General features: G+C 63.8%; 21 protein-coding genes. 14 read left to right on the forward strand and 7 right to left on the reverse strand.

Translation table 11 applies throughout. The features are described from left to right. The first annotated feature begins 3 nt into the window (after positions 1–3). The 4 genes from AC0L2C_RS02055 (at position 4) to AC0L2C_RS02070 (ending at position 5791) form a co-directional block, all read left to right on the forward strand. Entirely contained in the window at positions 4–1173 is a 1170-nt protein-coding gene (locus AC0L2C_RS02055) for an efflux RND transporter periplasmic adaptor subunit (RefSeq protein WP_473522579.1), read from the forward strand. 260 nt (positions 1174–1433) lie between these two features. Beyond that, a complete protein-coding gene (locus tag AC0L2C_RS02060; RefSeq protein WP_287236914.1) occupies positions 1434–2540 on the forward strand; it encodes a mandelate racemase/muconate lactonizing enzyme family protein in 1107 nt (368 codons plus the stop codon). A 352-nt stretch (positions 2541–2892) separates the two neighbouring features. Beyond that, positions 2893–4215 carry an NAD(P)H-dependent oxidoreductase gene (locus AC0L2C_RS02065; RefSeq protein WP_473522580.1) on the forward strand — a complete coding sequence of 441 codons (1323 nt, stop codon included), beginning with the start codon at positions 2893–2895 and terminating at the stop codon, positions 4213–4215. Between the two features lie 19 nt (positions 4216–4234). Continuing rightward, a complete protein-coding gene (locus AC0L2C_RS02070) occupies positions 4235–5791 on the forward strand; it encodes a xylulokinase (RefSeq protein ID WP_473522581.1) in 1557 nt (518 codons plus the stop codon). Here the strand turns inward: AC0L2C_RS02070 and AC0L2C_RS02075 are convergent. Then, complete coding sequence (locus AC0L2C_RS02075; RefSeq protein WP_473522582.1) at positions 5788–6750, reverse strand: sugar-binding transcriptional regulator; 963 nt, start codon at positions 6748–6750, stop codon at positions 5788–5790. The genes AC0L2C_RS02070 and AC0L2C_RS02075 overlap by 4 nt on opposite strands. A 427-nt stretch (positions 6751–7177) precedes the next feature. Between AC0L2C_RS02075 and AC0L2C_RS02080 the strand changes: the two genes are divergently transcribed. The 9 genes from AC0L2C_RS02080 to AC0L2C_RS02120 all read left to right on the forward strand — a co-directional run bounded on the left by AC0L2C_RS02080 (position 7178) and on the right by AC0L2C_RS02120 (position 18148). Next, positions 7178–8188 (forward strand): ABC transporter permease, encoded by a 1011-nt coding sequence (locus AC0L2C_RS02080; protein ID WP_473522583.1) that lies wholly within the window; start codon positions 7178–7180, stop codon positions 8186–8188. Positions 8189–8320: 132 nt separating this feature from the next. Continuing rightward, positions 8321–9259, forward strand: a complete 939-nt coding sequence (locus AC0L2C_RS02085) for a substrate-binding domain-containing protein (RefSeq protein ID WP_473522584.1) — start codon at positions 8321–8323, stop codon at positions 9257–9259. Positions 9260–9309: 50 nt separating this feature from the next. Further along, positions 9310–10818 carry a sugar ABC transporter ATP-binding protein gene (locus tag AC0L2C_RS02090; protein ID WP_473522585.1) on the forward strand — a complete coding sequence of 503 codons (1509 nt, stop codon included), beginning with the start codon at positions 9310–9312 and terminating at the stop codon, positions 10816–10818. A gap of 135 nt (positions 10819–10953) precedes the next feature. Then, complete coding sequence (locus AC0L2C_RS02095; protein ID WP_473522586.1) at positions 10954–11718, forward strand: SDR family oxidoreductase; 765 nt, start codon at positions 10954–10956, stop codon at positions 11716–11718. A gap of 8 nt (positions 11719–11726) precedes the next feature. Then, positions 11727–12512 (forward strand): SDR family oxidoreductase, encoded by a 786-nt coding sequence (locus AC0L2C_RS02100; RefSeq protein ID WP_023799464.1) that lies wholly within the window; start codon positions 11727–11729, stop codon positions 12510–12512. Between the two features lie 432 nt (positions 12513–12944). Then, a complete protein-coding gene (locus tag AC0L2C_RS02105; protein ID WP_473522587.1) occupies positions 12945–13919 on the forward strand; it encodes an ABC transporter substrate-binding protein in 975 nt (324 codons plus the stop codon). Positions 13920–13994: 75 nt separating this feature from the next. Continuing rightward, positions 13995–15080: a quaternary amine ABC transporter ATP-binding protein gene (locus AC0L2C_RS02110; RefSeq protein ID WP_473522588.1), complete on the forward strand. Its 1086-nt coding sequence runs from the start codon at positions 13995–13997 to the stop codon at positions 15078–15080. Next, positions 15077–17059: an ABC transporter permease gene (locus tag AC0L2C_RS02115; protein ID WP_473522589.1), complete on the forward strand. Its 1983-nt coding sequence runs from the start codon at positions 15077–15079 to the stop codon at positions 17057–17059. Before AC0L2C_RS02110 ends, AC0L2C_RS02115 begins: the two co-directional genes overlap by 4 nt. A gap of 63 nt (positions 17060–17122) precedes the next feature. Beyond that, complete coding sequence (locus tag AC0L2C_RS02120) at positions 17123–18148, forward strand: serine hydrolase domain-containing protein (protein ID WP_473522590.1); 1026 nt, start codon at positions 17123–17125, stop codon at positions 18146–18148. A gap of 34 nt (positions 18149–18182) precedes the next feature. On the opposite strand, the gene AC0L2C_RS02125 is transcribed toward AC0L2C_RS02120, so the two are convergent. Then, a complete protein-coding gene (locus AC0L2C_RS02125) occupies positions 18183–19541 on the reverse strand; it encodes an NAD(P)-binding domain-containing protein (RefSeq protein WP_287236899.1) in 1359 nt (452 codons plus the stop codon). A 251-nt stretch (positions 19542–19792) separates the two neighbouring features. On the opposite strand from AC0L2C_RS02125, the gene AC0L2C_RS02130 reads away from it, so the two are divergent. After that, on the forward strand, positions 19793–20503 hold the full coding sequence (locus AC0L2C_RS02130) for a helix-turn-helix domain-containing protein (RefSeq protein WP_128245547.1): 711 nt from the start codon (positions 19793–19795) through the stop codon (positions 20501–20503). A gap of 279 nt (positions 20504–20782) precedes the next feature. On the opposite strand, the gene AC0L2C_RS02135 is transcribed toward AC0L2C_RS02130, so the two are convergent. The 5 genes from AC0L2C_RS02135 to AC0L2C_RS02155 form a co-directional block, all read right to left on the reverse strand. Further along, positions 20783–21817, reverse strand: coding sequence for an RNA polymerase subunit sigma-70 (locus AC0L2C_RS02135; RefSeq protein ID WP_473522591.1), 1035 nt, complete (start codon positions 21815–21817; stop codon positions 20783–20785). Positions 21818–21859: 42 nt separating this feature from the next. Then, positions 21860–22606 (reverse strand): SDR family oxidoreductase, encoded by a 747-nt coding sequence (locus AC0L2C_RS02140; protein WP_287236897.1) that lies wholly within the window; start codon positions 22604–22606, stop codon positions 21860–21862. A gap of 133 nt (positions 22607–22739) precedes the next feature. Beyond that, entirely contained in the window at positions 22740–23780 is a 1041-nt protein-coding gene (locus AC0L2C_RS02145; RefSeq protein ID WP_473522609.1) for a heme-dependent oxidative N-demethylase family protein, read from the reverse strand. A 9-nt stretch (positions 23781–23789) separates the two neighbouring features. Continuing rightward, the gene (locus AC0L2C_RS02150) at positions 23790–24755 is read right to left on the reverse strand and encodes a PDR/VanB family oxidoreductase (protein ID WP_473522592.1); all 966 of its coding nucleotides are present in this window, start codon (positions 24753–24755) and stop codon (positions 23790–23792) included. Continuing rightward, positions 24752–25348, reverse strand: a complete 597-nt coding sequence (locus AC0L2C_RS02155) for a dimethylamine monooxygenase subunit DmmA family protein (protein WP_287226126.1) — start codon at positions 25346–25348, stop codon at positions 24752–24754. Before AC0L2C_RS02155 ends, AC0L2C_RS02150 begins: the two co-directional genes overlap by 4 nt. Positions 25349–25362 lie beyond the last annotated feature (14 nt).

Below are 25362 nucleotides of genomic sequence, written 5' to 3' on the forward strand. Positions count from 1 at the left end.
ATCATGCGTAAATGGAAAATTGCGTTGGGAGCGGCTGTTGCCGTGGGGGCGGTCTCGATGGCCAGCGTCCACTTGCTCGACATGGGTAATTTCGGCCTCAACGCCGGCACGGCAGGGGCGGCAACGCCTGAGCCCGCGGCGCCCGAGCCCGCGGCTTTTGTCATGCCGGTGCCAGTGGTGAGCGTCGTCAAGAAGACGATCCCTATCTATCTCGACTATGCCGCTCGCACCGAGCCGATCCGCAGCATCACGCTGCAGGCGCGCGTGCCGGGGTATCTGCAGGAGCAGGTCGCGCCCGACGGCAGCGATGTCAAGAAGGGCGACCTTCTCTACAAGATCGCTCCAGAAGATTTCCAGGCTGCCCTTGAACAGGCGAAGGCTCAGGTCCAGCGCGACGAGGCAACGCTCGACTATGCACGATCCAACCTTGGTCGCGGCACCGAACTGGCCAAGAGCGGATACATCGCCAAGGATGCGTTCGACCAGCGCACCAGCAGCTTGCGCGAGGCCCAAGCATCGCTCGCCGTCAACCAGGCGGCTGTGCGGACCGCCGAGCTCAATCTGAGCTATTCGGAAATCAAGGCGCCGTTCGCCGGGCGCGTCGGCCGCAACCAGGCCTCGGTCGGAACGCTGGTCAGCGTCGCCGGCACAGTGCTCAACACGCTGGTGCAGCTCGACCCGATCTATGTCACCTTCAATCCGAGCGAAACGGATCTGGCGCAGATCGAGGAAGCCCGCGCGACGGGACCCATCGATGTCGACGTCCTGCTTCCCGGCGATACGGAACCGCGCCAGAGAGGTCAGCTCACCTTCATCGACAACACGGTCGATCGCTCGACCGGCACCATCACCGCACGCGCGACGATCGGCAATGCCAAGTTCACGCTGCTGCCGGGCCAATATGTTCGCGTCAGGCTGCATATCAAGCAGCAGCCAGGTGCACTGATGGTGCCGCAGACGGCATTGGGATCGAGCCAGCTCGGCAAGTATCTCTACGTCGTCGGCAAGGACAATACTGTCGACCAGCGCATTGTTTCGCTGGGGCCGACCAACGGCGACCTGGTGGCGATCTCGAGCGGCGTAGCGGAAGGCGACCAGGTGATAACAGGCAATCTGCAGAAGATCGGCCCGGGAATGCCTGTCTCGCCGCTGCCACAGAAACCTGCCACCTGATACCCCCCATCAGGCCCGGTCCAGCGGCGCCCCCGGCTATGCCGAGGGCGCCGTTTTGCTGAGCAGTTCGACAAGGCCGGCGACATCGGCACAGCTTCGAAGAATTGCTTGCCTATGCGCGCTGCCTCGAACAGTGTGTTTCCAGAGGCGTCAAGGCCGATCGCGCCGGCCTGACGCGCAACCGGCCTGACGGCAGTTGAGCCCAGCGGACGATGCAGGTTGGCGGCTTCGTCAGGGCGTCACAGCGACGGACAGAAAAATTGCGGATCAAAACCATCAAGGCCTACCATGTCGTGCAGCCCTTTGTGGACGGGCCCTACCGCATGTCCAAGGGGCGTGTCGCCGCCGCGTTCGACGCGGTGATCGTCGCAATCACCTCCGACAGCGGGCTGACCGGCTGGGGCGAGATGGCGCCGCTCGGCAATTTCTACTCGCCGGCATTCTCGGCCGGCACTCGCGCCGGCGTCATCGAAATTGCGCCGCATCTGCTCGGCCACGATCCTCGCGCCTTGGCCAGTATCGGCAGGCTGATGGACACGGTGTTCAAGGGCCATCCCTACATCAAATCGGCGCTCGACATGGCCTGCTCGGATCTCGCTGCACGCGCCGCCGACATACCGCTGGTGACGCTGCTCGGCGGGCGCGAGAGCGAGACGGCGGAACTCTACAAGGTCGTCACCCATGGCACCGTCGACGCGATGGCCGCACTGGCCAAGCGCATCGTCAGGGACGGGTTTCACCGGCTGCAGGTCAAGGTCGGCGGCAACGTCCATGACGACATCGAGCGCGTCACCGCGGTCGCCGCTTCGGTGCCGAAGGGCACCGTCATCTTCTGCGACGCCAATGCCGGCTGGACGCCCTATCAGGCGCGCCAGTTCGCTGACGCGACGCGCGCCATCGACTACACGTTCGAGCAGCCCTGCACCACGATCGACGAATGCATGTCGGTGCGCCGCTCGCTCGACAAGCCGATGGTGCTCGACGAATCCGTCACCTCGCTGGACGACATGCTCGACATCCACCGCAAGGGGGCGGCTGACGGGCTGACGCTGAAAATCTCGCGGCTCGGCGGCGTGACCAAGACGCGCCAGATCCGCGACCTTGCCGTCGACCTGGGCTTCATGATCACCGTCGAGGACACCGGCGGCGCCGAGATCGACACATCAGCCATGGCGCATCTGTCGCTGTCGACGCCGGAGGAGCGCCGGCTGCACGCCATTGCCTTCCACGAATGGGTGACGGTGCGCACCGCATCGAACAAACCGCCGGTTTCGGGAAGCCGCATGGGCATTCCAGACGGGCCAGGCCTCGGCATCGACGTTGTTCCCGACCTGCTTGGCGCGCCCTTCTTCGAGGTCGGCAGCTGATAGACTGGCATGCGCCAGCATTCCGGCTGGCGCTCTCTGTTGCGCGGCTTCGTCGTTGGCGATTGGCACAGCGGCAGCTGAGCGGTCGTGAAACAGTTTTTTCGTCGCACTCGCTTGCTTGCGAGAAGGGATGTCACGGTCGTCGCCGCCTGCATCCCAAGAGATCACCGCCTTCTGCGCCCCTCGCTGACCGCGCTGCCAAGCCGCAAGCCAAGGCTTGCACAAATTAAATCACAGAATGTTTGCGGGGACGGCTGCCGAATTGCCGGTTGAAATATTTTTCATTTGGAAATAGGAATGTTCAAAATGATGACTTCGACGCTGCGGCGCGTCAGGAACTGGAGGAAGCGACATGGCCCATCCGCAATTTGCAGCGGAACTTTTGCAGCGCGCTGAACAGCAGGGACCGATCACCATCGGGCTTGCCGGCGCCGGGCAGATGGGCACCGACATCGTCGTCCAGGTCGCGCTGATGCCGGGCATGCGGATCGGCGCCATTTCCGAGGTCAGGCCGCAGGCGGCGATCGACGCGGCGATGCTCGCCGGCCACGACCGCTCGGATATCGTGCAGGCCGGCAATGCGGCGGCGATCGACCGCGCCATCGAGGCCGGCAAGATCGCGGTGACCGAAGATTTGCATGCGCTGGCGTCCGCCGGCCGCATCGACGTCATCATCGACGCGACAGGCAACCCCAACATCGGCACGCTGTTCGCGCTTGAAGTGATGAAGAACGGCAAGCATATCGTCATGCTCAACGTCGAGGCCGACATCACCATCGGCCGCTTCCTCAAGGAGGAGGCGCGCAAGGCCGGCGTCGTCTATACCGGCGCGGCCGGCGACGAGCCGGCCTGCACGCTGGAGATCATCGGCTTTGCCAGGAGCCTCGGCTTCAACATCATCGCCGCCGGCAAGGGCAAGAACAATCCGCTGAAGATCGATGCCATGCCGGCCGACTACGAGAAGGAGGCGGCCGAGCGCAATATGAATGCGCGCATGCTGGTCGAGTTCGTCGACGGCTCGAAGACGGCGATCGAGATGGTGGCGATCGCCAACGCCACCGGCCTGGTGCCCGACGTGCCGGGCATGCACGGCCCGACCGCGACGCTGGAGGAACTCGCCGGCGTGCTTTGCCCGCGCGAGGATGGCGGCGTGCTGCACCGCAAGGGCGTGGTCGACTATTCGATCGGCAAGGGCGTGGCGCCCGGCGTGTTCTGCATCATCGAGACCAGGCATCCGCGCGTGCTGGAGCGCATGATCGACCTCAAGGTCGGCAAGGGCCCGTATTTCACGATCTTCCGCCCCTATCATCTGACCAGCCTGGAAGTGCCGCTGTCGGCGGCGCGCGCCGTGGTCTACAAGCGCGCCGACATGGAGCCGCTCGACCATCCGGTCGCCGAGGCGGTGGCGGTTGCCAAGAGCGAGCTTGCCCCTGGCCAGTCGCTCGGCATGATCGGCGAGAACGACTATCGCGGCTTCGCCATGACCTGGGAGGACGCGCGCGCCCGCGGCGCCCTGCCGCTCGGCCTCGCCGAACGCGCCAAGGTGGTCAAGCCGGTCAAGACAGGCGATTTCCTCACCTATGAAAATTGTGTACCCGACGATTCGATGGTGATAACCCAGATCCGCCGTCGTCTCGACCAGTCGGACGGACGGTTCGTTACGAACGCCGCCTGATCCGCTGGATTCCCGCCTGATGGACGATGTCGTAATCGGGATCGACGCCTCGACCACGGCCGTGAAAGCGATTGCCTTCACGCGCGACGGCAAGGAGCTGTTCCAGGCGCGCGAACCCTACCCGCTTTCAAATCCCAGGCCCGGCCATTTCGAGCAGGATGCCGAACATTGGTGGACCGCGCTGCTCGGCGCCTTGAAGCAAGTCACCGAGGCGGTTGGCGCTGCCCGGGTGGCGGCGATCGCCATCGCCCACCAGCGCGAGACCTTCACGTTGATCGACCACGCCGGCAAGCCGCTTATTCCGGCGATCCTGTGGCTGGACGAGCGGGCGCGCCCGCAAGTCATCAGGCTTTCGGCGGAGCTCGGCCGCGAGACGATCCGCGACTGGAGCGGCAAACCGCCGGACCCGACGCCCGCGCTCTATGCGATCGCCTGGCTTGCCGAGCACCAGCCGCAAACGCTTGATGACGCAGCCGCACTCGTCGACGTGCATGGCTTCTTCGTCCACCGGCTGACCGGACGTCTGGTCACCAGCACGGCAAGTGCGGATCCGCTCGGGCTGCTCGACGTCAAGAATGGCACTTGGCACCCTCAGCTCGTCGAGGCCGCGGGGCTGCGCCCGGACCAGTTGCCGCGACTGGTCGCGCCCGGCGCGATCTGCGGCGGGCTTGGCGAAAGCGTGGCCCGGCTGATCGGGTTGAAGGCCGGCACGCCTGTTGTCGCCGGCGCCGGCGACGGCCAGGCGATGGGCCTTGGCATGGGCGTCTATGGCGACGGCAAAAACTACCTGTCGCTCGGCTCGGGCATCGTCAGCGGCTGTTACTCCCATGGGATCACGACTTCGGACGCGTTTCGAACGCTGGTCTCGCCGACCGGCTCGGGCTTCATGCTGGAGACCGTGCTGCGCTCGGGCATGCAATTGGTCGACTGGATCGTTCGCACCACCGGCTCGCCGTCGGCTGCAGCGCTGGAGAAAGCAGCGGTCGACGTTGCCGCCGGCAGCGAGGGCCTGCTCGTCATGCCGTATTGGGCCGGTGTCATGAGCCCCTATTGGGACGGCGCGGCGCGCGGCGCCATTGTCGGCCTATCGCTCGACCATGAGCCGAAGCACCTTTTTCGAGCGGTTCTGGAAGGCATCGCCTTCGAGCAGGCCATCGCCAGCGAGGCAATGGAAACTCAAGCGGCGGAAACCCAAGCGGCGCAAACGCAGGCGGCGGAAACCCAGGCGGCGGAAACTCTGGCCGGCGGCAAACCGGCGGCGATGATCGCCGCCGGCGGCGGCACCAACTGCGCCCTGCTGATGCGGATCATGGCAAGCGTGCTCGAGCGGCCGCTCTCCGTCTCGCCGGTCAACGAAGCCGCAGCGCTCGGCGCCGCCATGCTGGCGGCTTCCGCTATCGGATGGTTTGCCTCGCCTGAAACGGCGGCTGAGGCGATGGCCGCGCCGCCGACCCAGCATGTCGACCCCGTCGACGGGCTGGTCTCCGGTTACCGTGTGCGCAAGGCAATCTACCGCGACCTCTATCAGGCGACGCGCGAGACCCATGTGCGGCTCGGTGAAGTCGGGCAGGTTTAGCGGTTGAGCAGGCCCTTGGCGGCGTCCTCGTCGGTGATCAGAACCGATATCCTGGTGTTGGCAAGCGCCGCCCGCATGATGGCGATTTTTTCCTGCCCTCCCGAGACCAGGATGATGGCCGGGATGTCCGACAGGTCCTGCAGCGGATAGGCGCAGACCCGGCGGTTGACCTCATGGTCGACGAGCCGGCCGTCGGCGTCGATGAAATGGCATAAAATATCGCCAACTGCGCCGGCCGCCTGAAGCTCTTCGAGTTCGCTGGGCTTGATGAAGCCGTAATTGGCGATCGGGCTGTCAGTGGAAAACGATCCGACGCTGAGCACGGCGATGTTTGCCCGGCGCGCGCGGAAGACGACGTCCTGAACGCTGCGCTGGCTCATGAAGGCTTCGCGCTGCTCCGGCCTGTCGGCATAGACCGGCACCGGCAGCAGAAAGCACTCGGCGCCGATCTTTTCGGCGAATTCCCAGGCGCTTTCGGTCGGGTTGAGCGGCTGGGCATGGGTGAGGCCGCCCAGCATGGAAACCACCGTCGTCCTGGCGATCGGCCGCCGCGGCAATTCATTGATGGCGAACTTCAGCGTGCGCCCCCAGCCCAACGCGATGACATCGCCGGCATTCACATTGTCGGCCAGATAGGCGCCCGCGGCATGGCCGATCATCAGCGGCGCGTTGCTTCGGTCGGCGGCCGACGGCACCACAACGGCCTGGCTGAGCCCAAAACGCTGCTTCAGAGCCTCTTCCAGCACCAAGCATTCGACGACGCTGTCACGGATGCGGAACTGGACGACGCCCTCCTCACGCGCGGCGGACAGGATGCGATGCACCTTAATGCGGCCGATGCCGAGGATATCCGAAATCCTCTCCTGCGTCAGACCCTCGATATAATAGTGCCACGCGGCACGGGCCTTCAGCTCGGCATCCGGGAAGCGCGAGGCCTTGTCATTCTCTGTCATCGCCATCTTTTTGCCCTCCCGCGGTCGTCTGAATCCTTGAATGCCATTCAAATGGCGTTATCCGACCAAGCGACGCGAAATCGTTCTGCGTGCCCGGGATGTCAGGACATCGACAGGATCCCTCTACAACGTGAATGAAAGTCAAAATGGTCAACATTTACTTCGTCTTGGCCGTCCTGCCCTGCTCAAGCAGCCGACATGAATTCGCAGGATGCGATCGGACCTGAGAACGCGGCATTTCATGCCCTTTCGTAAGGCAAACCGGCTGGCGGCGCAAACCGGCGTGGAATGATGCGGCGGGCCTTGACAATTTTCCGACGAACAGTTTAGCTGAACAAAATTGCATATCAAAGATAAATTGTTCACAGGGAGGTGCCTGGTGAACAAGAGTGAGCCGACGACGCATCGCCGGATCGCTGATGGAGGAGACAAAATGGCTGTGAGCAACGGTGCAAGCGAGTTAAAGGCCGGCCCAAATGCACAGGCCGCGGCGGGCGCGAAGCTTTCGGCCCTGTTCGCCGGAACCATGGGACCGCTAATCGGGCTGGTGCTGCTGTGCCTTGCGCTGTCGCTGACCACCGACACGTTTCTGACTGTCCGCAACATCCTCAACGTGCTCGACCAGGTCACCGTGCTCGGCATCATGGCGATCGGCATGACGCTGGTCATCCTGATCGGTGGCATCGACCTGTCCGTCGGTTCCGTGCTGGCGCTCGCCGCCATGGTGATGGGCTTCGTCGCCCATCCCGACCACCTCAATCTCGGCATGCCTGCCGGCATCGTCACAGCGCTTGTCGTTGCTGGGCTTTGCGGGCTGGTTTCCGGCCTGCTCGTGACCGTCACCGAGCTGCCACCCTTCATCGCCACGCTGGCGATGATGTCGGTGGCGCGCGGTCTTGCCAACATGATCACCGACGGCTCGCAGATCATCGGCTTCCCCGACTGGTTCACCAGCCTGTCGATCATCCGCCATTTCGGCTTCCTGTCGGTTACCGTCGGCCTGATGATCGTGCTGGCCATCATCTTCGCGGTCTTCCTGAACTATCGCGCAACCGGTCGCAGCCTCTACGCGATCGGCGGCAGCGCCGAGGTCGCCAGGCTGTCCGGCATACCGGTCAAGTCGCTGACCAACTGGGTCTACGCGGTCTGCGGCGTGCTGGCCGGGCTCGCCGGCATCGTGCTTGCGGCACGGCTCGATTCCGTCCAGCCGAGCTCCGGCTTCGGCTACGAACTGGATACGATCGCAGCGGTGGTGATCGGCGGCGCCAGTCTGTCGGGCGGCGTCGGCTCGATCGGTGGCACCGCCATCGGCGTGCTGATCATCGGCGTGCTGCGCAACGGGCTGAACCTGCTTGGCGTGTCGCCCTTCATCCAGCAGGTGGTGATCGGCGTGGTGATCGCGCTGGCGGTGGCCACGGATACGTGGCGGCGCAGAGCCCAATGAAGAGTGGGGCGCAATGAGGAATTCGCCCGGATGTCCGGGCGAAAACGGATCGGTGATCCGAACCGGGAGTGTTCGGCCAAGGGCGCGGTGATGCGCCGGCAGAACAGATTTGAACATCAACGGAGGAAACACATGCTGACCAAACGTTCATTGCTGCTAGCTGCCGCGGCCGTCATTCCGCTGCTCGGACTGTCCGAGATGGCCTCGGCCAAGGAGGCCAAGAAGCTTGGTCTCGCCGTCGCCAACCTGCAGGCCGATTTCTTCAACCAGATCAAGCAGTCCGTCGAGGCCTATGGCAAGGAAAAGGGCATCGAGATCGTCACCGTCGACGCCAAGGGCGATTCGGCGACCCAGGTCAGCCAGGTGCAGGACCTGATCACGCAAAACATCGATGCGCTGATCTACATCCCGGCCGGCGCCACCGCCGCCACCGTGCCGACCAAGACGGCGAAGGCCGCCGGCATCCCGGTCATCAATGTCGACCGCAACGCCGAGGGCGCCCCCGGCGACACCTTCATCGCCACCAACAGCGTCGCATCGGCCAAGGCGGTGTGCGACTACATCGCCAAGCAGGCCGGCGGCAAGGGCGAGTTGATCATCATCCATGGCCAGAAAGGCACGACGCCCGAGGTCGACCGGTCGAAGGGCTGCGGCGAAGCGCTGGGCGCCTATCCCGACATGAAGGTGGTCGGCGAGCTGTGGAGCGAAGGCTGGCACCAGGACGAGGGCTTCAAGCTGACGCAGGACCTGCTGCAGTCGCATCCCGACGTGTCGATCGTCATCGGCCAGGCCGATGCGCTGGCGCTCGGTGCGGCGCAGGCGGTCAAGGTCGCCAATCCCGGCCACAAGGTCTGGATCGCCGGTTTCGACGGCGACGTGGCGGCGCTCAAGGCACTGAAAGGCGGCGTCTTCGACGTGACTGCGACACAGCAGACGCAAGGCATGGGCCGGCTTGCCGTCGATGCGGCGATCAAGCTGGTGGCCGGCGAAACCGTTCCCGCAGAACAGCTGCAGGATGCGACGCTGACCACCAAGGACAATGTCGATCAGTTCATCGCCAAGCATCCTTAGTATCAGGCATCCCTGATCCCAAAAGAGTCCGGTAGTTGATGAGCGGAACGATGTCCTTGGATCCCAGCCATACGCAGACCCCGCATCTGGGGCTCTTCGTCAGCGGCCTCTGCAAGAGCTACGGGCCGGTGCAGGTCCTGGCCGATGCGAGCTTCGAGGTGCGGCCGGGAGAGGTCGTGGCGCTGCTTGGAGAAAATGGCGCCGGCAAGTCCACCGTTTCGAACATCATCGCCGGGTCGACCAAACCCGATGCCGGCAGCATCACATGGCGGGGGAAGCCGTATTCCCCCGCCTCTCCCGCCGCGGCCATCGACGCCGGCGTCGGCATGATCCACCAGGAACTGAAGCTGCTGCCGGATCTGTCGGTTGCCGAGAACGTCTATGTCGGGCGCCTGCTGATGCGCGGCGGCCGTATCGACCGCGCGGCCATGAATGCGCGGGCATCGGCCCAACTGAAGCGGCTCGGCCTCGATGTCTCGCCGGAACGCAAGGTCGGCACGCTGCGCGTCGCCGCCCAGCAGCAGGTCGAGATCGCCAAGGCGCTGACGCTCAATGCCGAGCTTCTGATCTTCGACGAACCGACAGCGGCACTTGGCAGCGAGGAAACGGAGCTGTTGTTCAAGCAGATCCGCAAGCTCAAGGCGGAAGGCATGTCCTTCATCTATATCAGCCACCGGCTGGACGAGGTTGCTGAGATCGCCGACCGCGTCGTGGTCATGCGCGACGGGCGCATTGTCGCCCGCCACGAGCGCGCCGACGTTCCGGTGCGCGCGATAGTCGAGCAGATGGTCGGCCGCAGCGTCGAGCGGATGTTCCCGCCGCTGTCGGAGCCGGGCAGCGAGGCGTTGCTCGAGGTCGACAACCTGTCCTCGCCGGAACGCAGTTTTCAGAATGTCAGCTTCTCGGTAAGGGCCGGCGAAATCCTTGGCATCGCCGGCCTGATCGGCGCCGGCCGCACCGAACTGGTGCGGGCGATTGCCGGCGCCGATCCGATTTCATCGGGTTCGGTGCGCGTTGCTGGCAAACCGGTGCACCTCACTGGCCCGGCGGCGGCGATCAAGGCCGGCGTCGTGCTGGTGCCGGAAGACCGCAAGGCGCAAGGCGTGGTGCTCGACCAGACCATCGGCGAGAATCTGGCGATCGGCAATTTCGACCATGTCGCGCCGAATGGCTGGGTATTTCCGAAGGCGGTGCAGAAATTCGCCGAGGCCGGCATTGGCCGGCTCGGCGTCAAGGGCCGGCCTAACCAGGCGATCAGCAAGCTTTCCGGCGGCAATCAGCAGAAGGTGATCATCGCAAAATGGATTTCACGGCCGCCCAAGGTGTTCATCCTGGACGAGCCGACACGCGGCATCGACGTCGGCGCTCGCGCCGCGATCTACGATGTCATCGCCGAACTCGCCCGCTCCGGCATGGCGGTGGTGGTGGTGAGCTCCGACCTCGAGGAAGTGCTCGGCCTGTCGCATCGCGTGCTGGTGCTGAGCCGTGGCCGCCAGCGTGGCATTCTAGACCGCAGCGAAGCGAGCAACGTCGCCGTCATGGAGCTCGCCACAAGCTGAGGGCGGCATAAGGGATCGGAATAGAGCGCAGCAGGTGGTATCCTCCCAGGCACCGGACCGCGCGGGGCGCCAGCCAGGACTGGCGCCCCTTCCTTCCCAGGGCAGCACCGGCGGCTCACCAGGAAAACATTTTCGATGAAACTATTCGATCTTCAGGGGGACGCTGCCCTCGTCACCGGCGCCGGCAGCGGCATCGGGCAAGCAATCGCCATCGGCCTGGCCGAAGCCGGCGCCGATATCGCCTGTTTCGGCCATGCCTCGAAGGGCGGGCTGGACGAGACCGCGCACAGGATCTCGGCGCTCGGCCGCAAGGCATTGGTGCTGACCGGCACGGTGACGTCAGAGGCCGATTTGGCAGCGGCGATCGAACGCGCGGAGAAGGAACTCGGCGCGCTGACCATCGCCGTCAACAATGCCGGCGTCGCCGGGGCCGAGCCGGCCGAGACGCTGTCGCTGGAGAAATGGCAGAAGCTCTACGACGTCAATGTCGGCGGCGTGTTCCTGTCCTGCCAGGCCGAAGCGCGCGTAATGCTGACGCGGCGCAAGGGTTCGATCATCAACATCGCCTCGATGTCGGGCTCGATCGTCAACCGCGGCCTGACCCAGGCGCACTATAATTCGTCGAAGGCCGCCGTCATCCACATGTCCAGGAGTCTCGCCATGGAATGGGCCGATCGCGGCCTGCGCGTCAACGTCGTCAGCCCCGGCTACACGCTGACGCCGATGAACAAGCGGCCGGAGGTCGCCGACCAGGTCAGGATCTTCGAGCGCGACACGCCGATGGGGCGGATGGCGGCGCCGGAAGAGATGGTCGGCCCGACCGTGTTCCTGGCCAGCCGCGCTTCGAGTTTCGTAACCGGCATCGACCTGATCGTCGATGGCGGCTTCGTCTGCTGGTAGGAGAGAACATGCAGAAGCGGTTCGAGGGAAAGACGGCGGTCATCACCGGCGCCAGCGGCGGCATCGGCGCAGCCATAGCCAGGCGCTTCGCGGCTGAGGGGGCTGCTGTCGTCGTCAGCGCCATCGACGCGCGCGTCGAAGAGGTCGCCGCCGGACTGAAGGCGGAAGGCGCCAAGGTGGCATCGCTGCGCATGGACGTGAGCAGGAAGGACGAGGTCGCCGCCCTCTATGATCTGGCCGAACAGCAGTTCGGCCGCGTCGACATCTCCGTGCAGAATGCCGGCGTCATCACCATCGCCAGGATCGAGGCGATGACCGAGGCCGAATGGGACAAGGTGATGGCGGTCAACACCAAGGGCGTGTTCCTGTGCTGCCAGGAGGCGATCGCGCGCATCCGCAAGCATGGCGACGGCGGGCGGCTGATCAACACCGCTTCCGGCCAGGCGCGCCAGGGTTTCATCTACACGCCGCACTATGCTGCCTCGAAATTCGGCGTCGTCGGCATCACCCAGAGCCTCGCCAAGGAAGTGGCCAAGGAGAAGATCACCGTCAACGCGATCTGCCCCGGCATCATCGACACCGACATGTGGGCCTACAACGACGCCGCATGGGGCAGACTGATGGGCGACTACAAGCCCGGCGAGTTGATGGCAGAATGGGTGAAGAACATCCCGATGGGCCGCGCCGGCAGCGGCGAGGATGTTTCGGGTCTGGTCAGCTTTCTGGCCAGCAACGACGCCGCCTATATCACCGGCCAGACGATCAATGTCGATGGCGGCCTGATCATGTCGTGAGCAACGGGGCAGGTTCACGCGTCAATCTGCTGATATAATCGGCAGGCGGCGAAACTGCAGCCGAATTGCGCGATTCGCGCCGCGTTAGTCGTTGCGCGACATGAATGTTGGTATATATAATTTCATCTCATGAAAATGGCTCCGGCGACTGCCGAGAGCCGACAGCATGGGACCTTGATGGCTCGCAAGCTTGAGGGCGCCGCAAGAGCGGCAATCGATCCGCGGATCACTGCTTCGGCAGCACGGCAGCCATGACGCGGTCGCACGACCTCTTGATCGAATTGGGCATCATTCCCGTCTGCGCCTACTTCAGCGCCGACAGCAATTTGCTGCCAATGGGCTTGCGCAACGACCAGCTTTTCCAACACAATCAAAAAGACGCAAGAAGGGAACGAACGATAACTTCCACCAGAGCTTGACAGGAGCACAGGCATGTCACTTCGGAGTTTGATTTCGAGATTATCAATGGGAGCCTTAACGCTTGCCGCGGCAAGTGCACTGACGCCTTCGGCCCAAGCGGCGGCGCCAGAATCGAACGACCCTATCAAGATCGCGCTGTTCGACTGGACCAGCGTCAATCTGAACGCAAAGATCCTCGGCGGCATTCTTGAAAAGCTGGGATACACGGTCGAGTACCCGACCGCTGATTATCTCTCCAGCCTGACCACCGGTCTTACCAATGGTGATCTCGCTGTCGCCATGGAATTCTGGGACACGACGGCCGGCGAAGCCATGAAGGCCTCGGATGCGACCGGGCAGACCGAACGCCTCGGCCCGCTCGGGCCCAAGGCCAAGGAAGAATGGTGGTATCCCGAATACATGAAGGAAAAATGCCCGGGTCTGCCGAACTGGGAGGCGCTGAAGGACCCGAAATGCGCCGAAGCCTTCTCGACCGCCGAAACGGCGCCGAACGGCCGCTATCTCGGCGGCCCGGTGACATGGGAAGGTTTTGACGACGAGCGTGCCGCGGCGCTGAAGCTGCCCTTCACCGTCATCCATGCCGGCACCGACGCGGCGATGTTCGCCGAGCTGGATTCGGCCTATCAGCGCAAGGCGCCGATCATGCTGTGGGTCTATTCGCCGCATTGGGCGCCGGCCAAATACGAGGGCGAATGGGTCGAATTCCCCGACTATACGCCGGAATGCTACACCGATCCGAAATGGGGCGTGAACCCCGACGCAAAGTATGACTGCGGCAAGCCGCATGGCGAGATCTGGAAATATTCCTGGGCCGGCATGAAGGACAAATGGCCGGTCGCCTACAAGGTCGCGAAGAACTACACGATCGACACCGACGAGCTCAACAAGATGAGCGGCCAGATCGATCTTGAAGGCAAGACGCCGGAAGACGTCGCCGCCGCCTGGATCGCCGCCCACGAAGCCGACTGGAAAGCCTGGGCCGAGTGATCGTTCCAACTGGAAACTGCGAGACCCGGTCATTCATGGCCGGGTCTCTATCCCATATTCCAGAAGGACGACTGCATGGCCGATACGACTGAACAGGTGCCGCAAACGGCAGGCACGCCGAAGGATGCCCGCCCGATAAAACTTGCCTGCCGCAACGTCTGGAAGCTGTTCGGCGCGAACGCGGCCAATTTCATCCGCCAGCGCGACGGCAAGGCCAGCATGGCGGAGGTCGCCGCGGCCAGGCTGGTCGGCGCGGTGCGCGCCGTCGACCTCGAAATCCGCCAGGGCGAGATCTTCATCATCATGGGGCTTTCGGGGTCGGGCAAGTCGACGCTGGTGCGCTGCATGTCGCGGCTGGTCGAGCCGACGCATGGCAAGGTCGAGTTCGAGGGCAAGGATCTCCTCAAAATCTCCGATGCCGCGCTGATCGAGCTGCGGCGCCACCGCATGGGCATGGTGTTCCAGAATTTCGCCCTGCTGCCGCATCTGAATGTGCTGGAGAACATCGCCTTTCCACTGGGCATCCAAGGGCAGGACCGGCCGACGCGCGAGAAGCGCGCGCGCGAAGTGATCGAGCTTGTCGGCCTGCGCGGCCGCGAGCATTTCTATCCGCGTGAGCTTTCCGGCGGCCAGCAGCAGCGTGTCGGCATCGCCCGCAGCCTCGCCACCAAGCCGGAAATCTGGTTTCTCGACGAGCCGTTTTCCGCGCTCGATCCGCTGATCCGCCGGGAGATGCAGGACGAATTGATGCGGCTGCAGACCATGCTGCACAAGACCATCGTCTTCATCACCCATGATTTCGACGAAGCCATCCGGCTGGCCGACCGCATCGCCATCATGAAGGACGGCGAGGTCATCCAGATCGGCACCCCGGAACAGCTGGTGGTCAACCCGGCGACCGACTATGTCGCCGAGTTCACCCGCGACGTCGACCGCGCCAAGGTGATCTCGGCGCGAAGCCTGATGCGCGCCTGCGCCGGCGCCGAGCATGGCGGCGTGGTCGCGCCGGATGCCAAGATATCGAGTTTTTCGGCTGATATCGTCTCGGCCGGCAAGCCGTTCGCCGTCGTCAATGGCACCGGCAAGCCGATCGGCGAAGTCACGCCGCAAGCCGTGATCGATCTTCTGGCCGGCATCGAGCGTTCCGAGGCCAATGCATGACGGTGACGGCAAGCGCCAGCGAGGCGAGATCGCGGCCGGTTCAGCTCTGGCTGGTGGTCTGGGCCTGCTCCCTTGCCGCCGTGCTTGCCGTGTTCCTGCTGCAGGACAGGCTGCCCTGGGCGGTCAACTATCCGGCCGGCGCAATCATTCCGGTCGCCGATTGGGTCAGCGCGCTGATGAGCCTGATAAAGTCGAACTTCTCCTGGCTGACGCGGTCGATCACCGCGGCGCTCGGCGTGCCGCTCGATTTTGCGCTCGGTCTGCTCGCCAAGAATTTCAAGATCGGCCATGGCGCTGACATGCTCGTCCTGCCGCGCCTGTCCTGGGTGGGTGTCTGCATCGCCGCATTCCTGGCCGGACGTGCCGCCGGCGGCTGGAAGCTCGGCGCGCTGGTCGGCGGCTGTTTCCTCTACATCGCGCTGTTCGGCCAGTGGACCAGCGCCATGCTGACGCTCGGGCTGATCTCCATCGCCGTTCCGTTCTGCATCGTCACCGGATTGTTCGTCGGCATCTGGGCGTGGCGCAAGCCATGGGCGGAGAGGCTGCTGATCTCCCCTGCCCTCGACCTGATGCAGACCATCCCGACCTTCGCCTATCTGATCCCGATGCTTCTTTTGTTCGGCAACAGTCCGGTTTCGGCGATGATCGCGACGGCCATTTTCGCGACGCCGCCGATGGTGCGCGCGACGATGCTGGGGCTGTCGCGGGTGCCGTCCGAAATCGACGATTTCAGCGAGATGGCCGGCTGCACGGCGCGCCAGAAACTGTGGCGCGTGCTGCTGCCTTCGGCGCGTCCGACATTGATGGTCGGTGTCAACCAGGTCATCATGCTGGCGCTCAACATGGTGATCATCGCTTCGATGATCGGCGCCGGCGGCCTCGGCTACGACGTGCTGTTAGCGCTCAGGGCGCTGAAAGTCGGCGAGGCGATGGAAGCCGGCCTTGCCATCGTGGCGCTGGCCATCGCGCTCGACCGGCTGAGCCAGGCGATCGCGCGCAATCATGCGAAGGGCCATGTCTATCAGGAGGTCAGCCCGAGCTTCTGGCGGCGCTACCCCAATCTGACGCTGGCCGTCGCCATCCTTGCAACCACGACGCTGCTTGGCCTGTTCGTGCCGGCCTTCGCCGCGGTGCCGAAGGCGATCACCTTCACCACCGCGCCGATGTGGAAGACAGCGGTGAGCTGGATCACGATCAACTTCTTCGACACGATCGAAGCGTTCCGCGTGGCGCTGATTCTCAATGTGCTGAACCCGGTTCGCGCCTTCTGCGAGGGCTTCCCGTGGCTGGGCGCGGTATTCCTGCTCGGCCTTGCCGGCTACCAGCTCGGCGGCCAGCGCCTCGCCGCCCTGGTCGCGGCGCTGACCGTCTTCTGCGCGGTGACCGGCCTCTGGGAAAAGACCATGGCGACGGTCTACCTGTGCGGCATCTCGGCCTTCATCGCCTGCCTGATCGGCATTCCGATCGGGCTGATGGCATCGCGCAGCGACCGTGTCGAGAAGATCGTCACCCCGATCATCGACACGCTGCAGGTGCTGCCGTCGTTCTGCTTCATCATTCCGGTGGTGATGCTATTCAGAGTCGGCGACGTCACGGCGATGATCGCGACCGTCGCCTTCGCCGTGGTGCCGGCCATCCGCTACACCAATCACGGCCTCAGGCAGGTGCCGCCGGCGCTGATCGAGGCGGCAAAGGTGTCGGGCTGCACCAAGCGCCAGACGTTCCTGCGCGTCCAGCTGCCGCTGGCGCTGCCCGAGATCATGCTCGGCGTCAACCAGACGATCCTGATGGCGCTGGCGATGATCATCATCTGCGCCATGGTCGGCACCCGCGATCTCGGCCAGGAGGTGTTCATCGCGCTGTCCAAGGCCGATTCCGGCCGCGGCATCGTCGCCGGACTGGCCATCGCCTTCATCGGCATCGTCGCCGACCGGCTGTTCAACGCCTGGACGGCCAAGGCGCGGGCAAGGCTGGGATAGCCGGAAATAGTGGATCGCGCGTCCCACCTTCGTCTTGCCCAAAATGCATCCCAAGCTGGCTTCATGCTGAAGCGCCCCACCGTGATTCTCGCCTTCCTCCTCATCCTTTCCGTCGCTGCTCACGCCGCGGATAGCCTGGAGCAGCGGCTTGAAAAGCTCCTTGACGAGGCCGAGCGCCTGACGCCGCTGCGCACGGTTGCCATCGCGCATGAGGGCGCGGTGGTGGCGGAGCGCGGCTATCGCGGCCACTCTCCGGCACGTCCTGCCAACATAAAATCGGCATCCAAGTCGATCATCTCGGCGCTCGTCGGCATCGCCATCGACAAGGGCGTGCTCAAAGGCACTGACCAGAAGATCGCCCCGCTTCTTCAGGCCGATCTGCCCGCCAACGCGGATCCGCGGCTCCAGCAGATTACGATCGGACATCTGCTTTCCATGCAGGCGGGGCTGGGTCGGACCTCCGGCCCAAACTACGGGCGCTGGGTGGCAAGCGACAACTGGGTGCGGGCAGCGCTCGCCATGCCTTTCGACGACGAACCGGGCGGTACCATGCTCTATTCCACCGGCTCGACCCATCTCCTTTCGGCGATCCTGACGCGGCGGACCGGCCGATCGACGCTGGAACTGGTGCGCGAATGGCTGGGGCCGCAGCAGGGCTTTTCCATCACCGCCTGGGACCGCGACCCACAGGGCATCTATCTCGGCGGCAACCAGATGGCCATGAGCCCGCGCTCGCTGCTCGCCTTTGGCGAGCTCTACCGCAACGGCGGGAGGAGCCGCGGCGGACGGCAGCTCGTGCCGGCCAACTGGATCAAGCTCTCCTGGCAGCCACGCACCGTCTCGCGTTTCACCGGTGACGGTTACGGCTATGGTTGGTTCATCCGTCAGATCGCGGGCGAAGTGGTCGTCTACGGGTGGGGGTATGGCGGGCAGATGGTCTATGTTGTGCCGGGGCGCGCGTTGACCGTGGTCATGACTTCGGATGAAAACGGCCCCGCCGGCCGCAGCGGCCACCGCGACGATCTCCATGCCCTGCTCGGCCGGATCATCGAGGCGACGAAAGAGGTGCGCGAGGCGCGCAGCAACTGATGAATGTCGCGCGAAGTGTGTGGCGAGGACGCCGCTACTCCGCCGCGACGCCTTTCACCTCGAGATAAGATTCCATCGAATCGTCCATCGCCTGCAGCCAGGGCGTATGGTGCAGCGGCGCCATCGTGCCGGTCATCAGCGAGCGGTAGGCGTGGTCGCGAAAGCCCATGATGTCTTGCGCCTTGTGGTGCTCCCATTCCATGAAGGTCTGATTGACAGCCTCGACGTCGAAGCCCGGATAGTCGGTCTGCTCCATCAACTCCCTGGTGTAGTCGCCCTGGAACCAGATCATCTGCTCGGCGTCTTCCAGCGTTTCCTCACGCGCCCGCCAGTTCCTGCCGTGTTCGGCCATCGCCTCGGCCGAAGGCAGTTTTATGCGGCCCATGATGACGTCGCGCGCGAACCAGGCCTGCGCGTCGAACATGTTGAACGTGTAGAACTGGTCCTGCATGCCGATATAGAACAGCTGCGGGTTCCTCTCCCAGACGACGCCCTCATAAAGCCCGTCCGGCCACATGCGGTTGGCGGTCTTGAGCTTCAGATCTTCGGTCAGGAATGGGAACGAGTGGAGATAGCCGGTGCACAGGATGATGGCGTCTACATCCCTGGTGCTGCCGTCCTTGAACTGCGCGGTTTTGCCGACGACCTTCTGCAGCAGCGGCACTTCCTTCCAGTTGTCAGGCCATTTGAAGCCCATCGGCTTCGAGCGGTAGCTGGAGGTGATCGATTTGGCGCCGTATTTGTAGCATTGCGAGCCGATGTCCTCGGCCGAATAGGAGCGGCCGATGATCAGGATGTCCTTATCCCTGAATTCCATGGCGTCGCGGAAATCATGGCTGTGCAGGATGCGGCCGTTGAAGGTCGAAAAACCTTCGAAGTAGGGAACGTTGGGCACGGAGAAGTGCCCCGAGGCGACGACGACGTTGTCGAACTCCTCCGAATAGGTGACGTCGTTGGTGCGGTCATGCGCGGTGACGGTGAACTTTTTCGTCGTGTCGGAGAAGGTCACCATGCGCACCGGACTGTTGAAGCGCACCCATTGGCGCACACCGGATTTTTCGACGCGGCCCTTGATGTAGTCCCACAGCACGGCGCGCGGCGGATAGGAGCCGATCGGGCGTCCGAAATGCTCCTCGAACGTATAGTCGGCGAATTCGAGGCATTCCTTCGGCCCGTTCGACCAGAGATAGCGGTACATCGAGCCATGCACCGGGTCGCCATGCTCGTCGAGGCCGGTGCGCCAGGTGTAATTCCACAGGCCGCCCCAGTCGGACTGCTTTTCGAAGCAGACGATTTCCGGAATGTCCGCACCCTTGTCGGCAGCCGACTTGAAGGCTCGAAGCTGGGCCATGCCGGAGGGTCCGGCTCCAATGACGGCAACACGACTTTTCATTGCGGGCCTCCCGGTCTCATTTCCCTAACGAAACAAATTTCACTGACAGGACAGTAATTGCCCCTTCGATGCTGTCAACAGGCCTTCTGCTGAAACCACGTTCACCAGATCGGATTCTGGGCAAAACCGCTGACGGCGGAAAAATCGGAGAGCACGCTGTTCGACAAAGTGCCTTCGCAGTTGCGCTCAGGTACCCGCACCGAATATGTTCACCCCGAGTGAAATAAATCCGCAGAACCCGGGGTGGCGACATGGCGAAAAAAGCTTTCAATTCCAGGAATGGGGCAGCCCCTTCCAAGGCCAAGCCATCGCCGAAGGGCGTGGCAACGATCCGGACGCCACTAAGCCAGGACCCGCACGCCGTTCGCGACACACGCGAAAAAGTCCTCGAGGTCGCGATCGGTCGCGAGGTGCGGGCGTTTCGCAAAAAACTCGGCATCACCGTCGCCGATCTTGCAGCTGCCACCGATATTTCGCTTGGTATGCTGTCGAAGATCGAAAACGGCATCACCTCGCCGTCGCTGACCACTTTGCAGGCGTTGTCGCGGGCGCTCGGCGTTCCGGTCACCGCTTTCTTCCGCCGTTTCGAGGAAGAACGCAGCGCTGTCTTCGTCAAGGCCGGCCAAGGCCTCGATGTCGAGCGGCGGGGTACGCGCGCCGGCCATCAGTACAACCTGCTCGGCCATATCGGGTCGAACACCAGCGGGGTCGTCGTCGAGCCCTATCTGATCACGCTGACCGAGGATTCCGACGTGTTTCCGACCTTCCAGCACGAGGGCATGGAGTTCCTCTACATGCTCGAAGGCGAGGTGGTTTACCGGCACGGCAGCAATCTCTATCCGATGAAACCCGGCGACAGCCTGTTCTTCGACGCCGACGCGCCGCACGGCCCGGAACAGCTGACGCAACTGCCGATGCGCTATCTCTCGATCATCTGCTATCCGCAGAGTAGCGCGGTTTGAGCGGGTTCGGACGCAAGCGAAGTCCCCTCATTGAGCGCCGTGGCCGCGAAGCGGCCGGATGGAATGTTACAGGTCCAGGCTAGAACCGCTCTATCTCTTTGTTTATGCGCAATTCCCTAGGGAAAGCGCTATGCGCTTTCCCGGGAAAGCCGTTTCACGCTTTTCCTGGAATTGCTCTAATGCATGTCGCGCAAAAGTGTGCAGCGGTTTTGCGATATCGACATGCATGAAACAACAACCTAAAGCGCGTCGCATGGGGCCGGTCAAATGCGACGCGCTTTAGGATGGCGGCAGGCCGAAGGCCGCAAACAAGCTGGGGCCGAGCGGCGGCACATAGATCGTCAGAGCGGCGATACCGCCCTCGGCGGGCTCGATCACGTGCAGCGAATGGGCTCGCCACGCAGGGTCATTCTGGCTGCGGGAATAGACCCCGACTGCCGGCTGGGCATTGGCTCCAATGGCTATGGTGCGGAAGCCCGAAAAATTGCCCCAGATGGTCTCGAGGAAACTGCGGATCGCCGCGCGTCCACGATACCATTCCTGCCAGGGCGGCATGCGATAGGTGGCGTCCTCCCGCAGGAGTTCGATCAGGCTGTCGAGATTGGCGGCCTCCCAGGCTCGCATGTAACGTTCGAGCAGCAGGCCTTCGTCGGGGTTGGGCTTCGATCGATGGATGGGACGTCCTTGGGGATATCGCGCCGCAAGGGTTATGCGGGCCCGCTGCAATGCGCTGTTGATCGAAACCGTCGACCCGCCCAGCAATCCCGCCGTTTCGACAGCCGACCAGCCCAGCACGTCGGAAAGCAGTAGAGCGGCGCGCTGCCTGGGCGGCAGATCCTGGATCGCGGCGACGAAAGCGAGTTGGACGGCTTCGCGGGTCTCGTAGCGCGCTTCCGGACCCGGCTCACCATCAGCGCGGCCCGGTAGCTCTGCGTCCGGGTAAGGCTCCAACCAGGTGACCTCGGCTGCAGGGCCGCCTGTGGCCATCCCGTGGGAAGCCGGCCGTTCGGGCTGCTGGAGAATGCGATTCGCCCTCGACCTGGCCTTGAGCGCGTTGAGGCAAGAGTTGGTCGCGATCGTGTAGAGCCAACCGCGAACCGAACCCCGCCCATCGAACTCCGATCTTGCACGCCAGGCGCGCAGAAGCGTGTCCTGGACGAGGTCGTCCGCCTCGTGCAGCGAGCCCATCATGCGATAGCAATGGAGCTTGAGCTCCCGGCGATGGGCCGCCGTGAACTGCTCGAAGGCCAGCCGATCGAGGATCGGCTGACCCGGCTGACGTACCGGGTTGAGAGGTGCCTGGGCGTCTGTCATGCGGATCCGGCAATTTTGAGTCCGGTTTGCATTACGCGCGCCTCAGCCCGCCGGCGCAAGCCCGCTCCCGCTCACCGCGAAGGAATATCCTTGCGGTTTTTGGGTGGCGAGTGCGACCACCGCACCTCCCACGTCGGCCGGCGTTTGCATGTCGAGGATGCCCGCGATGAACTCCATGGGCCGGATGCCCATATAGGCCGAAATGCTCTCGATGCCGGCGTCGCCCACGCCGGTCCCTGGCATGATGCGCATAGGCGCAAGCGCCATGAAGCGCAGGTCGAGGTCGAGCCGATCCGATTCCTTCTGGCTATGACCGGCCAGGAACATCTGCATGCGTTTTGCGCCGCCATAGCCGCCGGAATTCGGTGGCCCCCCGGTCAAGGCCGCGCCGCTGGAGATCAGAACAACCCGGGCGCCCGGTTTGAGCGGACGCCGAAGCGCGGCCTTGCAAAACAGAAACGACGCCTTGACGTCCGTTTCCCAGTTTGCGGAGAACGCCTCCCAGTTCTGTTCATGTAGGGGCGCGGAGGGGGCAAGAGCACCTGCGCATATCACCAGGACGTCCGGTTCCAGCGCGGCGAAGACCTGATCGGGAGCGATGTCCACAGTTGCATCGACCGCGAACGTCTTCACGCCCGAAGTCTCCCGGGCAAATTCCGCCAGGGTCTGTGCGCTGCGGGCGACTGCGAGGACCGTCGCTCCCTCGCTGAGGGCGGCTTCTACGATCGAGCGGCCGACACCACGGCTTCCTCCAACGACGACGACATTCTGACCTTGTAACAATCTCATGGACCCACCTTGCTATCCGGGCAGCTGGACCATCCAGGCACGCCCATTGATAAGGACAGCGCAGGCGGTCTGAAATCATCGGTGCGGGGTCAAAAATCTTCTCAGGTGATCGGAAGCGCCAGTGCAAGCCTCCTTAATCCGGCCCGAAGCCGGGTGATGTCGGGCTGCCGTCGTCCAGCTTCGACAGCCATTCGACCAGCGTCGCGCGGTAGCGTGTCAGGCCTTTGTAATTGGCGAGCTCTTCGGGAAGGTCGCGGATGACGCGGTGCAGGCGCCGCGCCCATTTTGGCTGGGTCACCAGCTCGTCCATTTTGATGAGATAACAGCGGATCGGGAAGACGATGCCGTTCGAGCGCGGCAGCCGCCAGAAGCTTTGCAATTCGACACGCAGATGGACCTTGTCGCCGACGTTTTCGGGCGTCACCGTCGCCCGGTCCGGACCCCATTTGTGGTAATTTTCCGGGCTGGTGTCGAGGCGCGAATTGATGGTCATCGTCCAGTTCAGCCGCCGCGCCGGCTTGCCCTGCTGGATGTTGGTGAGGAATTTGAGCGCCCGGGTGAAAATCCCCTTCTCATGCGCCAGCGGCACCGGCGCATGCCACTCGAAGAAGTTCATGCCGATGTCGAAGTCGAGCGACCAGTCGGCCTGGGTAGTGACCATGCCGGCATCCATCCACAGATTGCCGTCGCGCTGGTCGAGGATGCAGAAATCGCCCTGTGATTGCCGCGTGATGTATTCCATCGGCCCATAGGGCAGCGTCGAGACATCGCCGAAGGTGAAGCTGTCGTCGATGCCGAGCGGCCGGTTGATCCAGCGCCATTTGTCGCCGTCGCGCGTCAGCGTGAAATGCTCGGGATAGCCCAGCGTCTGCTGTTCCATCAGAAGTTCGAGCAGGTCCCAGCCGGCCAGCGTCATGTGCGGCAGCGACTGGCAGCGCAGCGGATCCTCCGCCAGCACCAAAGCGCGGTCCTGCATCTCGGCGACATAGTGCTCGTCGACGTCGATCAGGTTTTCGAGCACGCTGCCCTTCGGCCCGACGACGTGCGGCTCGATGTTGACCGCATACATGTAGCTGTCTTCGTTGAACGGGAACGGAAACCGCCTGATGTGCTCCGGGCTGTTCCTGAAGGTGAAGTCGTTACGGAACGTTTCGTTACGAAAGGTGATGCCCAGGCTCGCCTCCTATCTTTCCAGAACCAGCGACCTGCCCTCGAAGCGCGAGACGCAGGGCATGATCTTCTTGCCGCAACGGTGCTCTTCATCGCTCAGCCAGTGGTCGTTGTGGATGAAGTCGCCGTCATGCGCGATGACATTGGTTTCGCACTGGCCGCAGACGCCGCCGCGGCAGAGATAGGGCGGATCGACGCCGGCGGCCTCGATCGCTTCGAGCAGGCTCTGCTGCTCGCCGACACGGATCGACTTGCCGCTCAGGGCCAGCGTCACGTCGAACGGCGCGCCGGGCTGCGGAGCGGCGAAATGCTCGAAATGCACGGTCTCCGTCGGCCAGCCCAAGGCAGCGGCGCGGTCACGCACCCAGCCGATCATGCCCGACGGGCCGCAGACGTAGAGATGCGTGCCAAGCGGCTGCGACGACAGCAGCCGGTCGAGCTCGATCCGCTCGTCGCGGTCGTCGTGATAGAGCCTGACGCGGCGGTCGTAGCGTTCTCTAAGCACATCGGCATAGGTGCCGAGCGAGGCGGTGCGGCAGGTGTAATGCAGCTCGAAATTGCCGCCTTCCGCTGCCAGCTGCGCGGTCTGCGCCATGAAAGGCGTGATGCCGATGCCGCCGGCCAGCATCAGGTGCTTCCTGGCGCGCAGGTCGAGCGAGAACAGATTGACGGGGTAGCTGATCACCATCTCCATGCCGGGCCTGACATGCCTGTGCATGAACAGCGAGCCACCGCGGCCAGCATCGTCGCGGCGCACCGAGATGGTGTACTCGCGCGTGTCGAGCGGCGAGCCCATCAGCGAATAGGGATTGAGCCTGGTCCGCTCGCCGTCGCGCATCTCCACCACAACATGGGCGCCGCCGGAGAATGTCGGCAAAAGCTGCCCGTCGCGCCGGCGGAAATGGAAGCGCGTGACAAGTTCGTTGACCGGGACGACATCGCTCACGACGACGTCAAGCTTGGTGGTGCCGGTGCTCATCGAAAGATCTCCTCCGCCGGAGGAATTTCGCTGCGGTCTTCCGCATTGATGCAGACGCCCTGGAATGCGGCGAGGCGCCTGGAATAGTGATCGCGTACCAGAAGAAGCAGGCCACAATGCGAACAGGTCGCCGGCTGCGTCGTCACGTTTTCGGTGATGCCCTTGCAATGGACGCATTGAACGCGGCGCGCCAGCGAGCCGCGATGCTCGGTCTGGATCGAGGTGTGGTCGATGCCGGCTTCGAGCGCCGCCTGCATCGCCTGGCCGATCAGCCCCTCGGTGCCGGCGAGATAGAGGCGCAGGCCCATATGCGCGTTGGCCAGCGTCTGCTTCAGCCGCGGCAGGGCGCTGGCGAAGGAAGGTCCTTGGTAGAACTGCGCCGGCTTCAGCGCTTCGAGCGCGGCGACATGCTGGCCCTCATTGCCGGGGATGAAAATAATATGGGCATCGGCAAAAAAACCGTCGGGCGCCTTGGGGGCCAAGTCCGTTATCGCCAGCGCGCCGTCTGCATCGGCCACGAAAAGATGGTGCTTGCCGGGCTGCGGCGACAGGGTTCCGTAGACCGGCCGGCTGATGATGCTTTTCGCTGCCATCCTCTCAGTATGCC

This window comes from Mesorhizobium sp. WSM4845 (genome assembly GCF_055811455.1).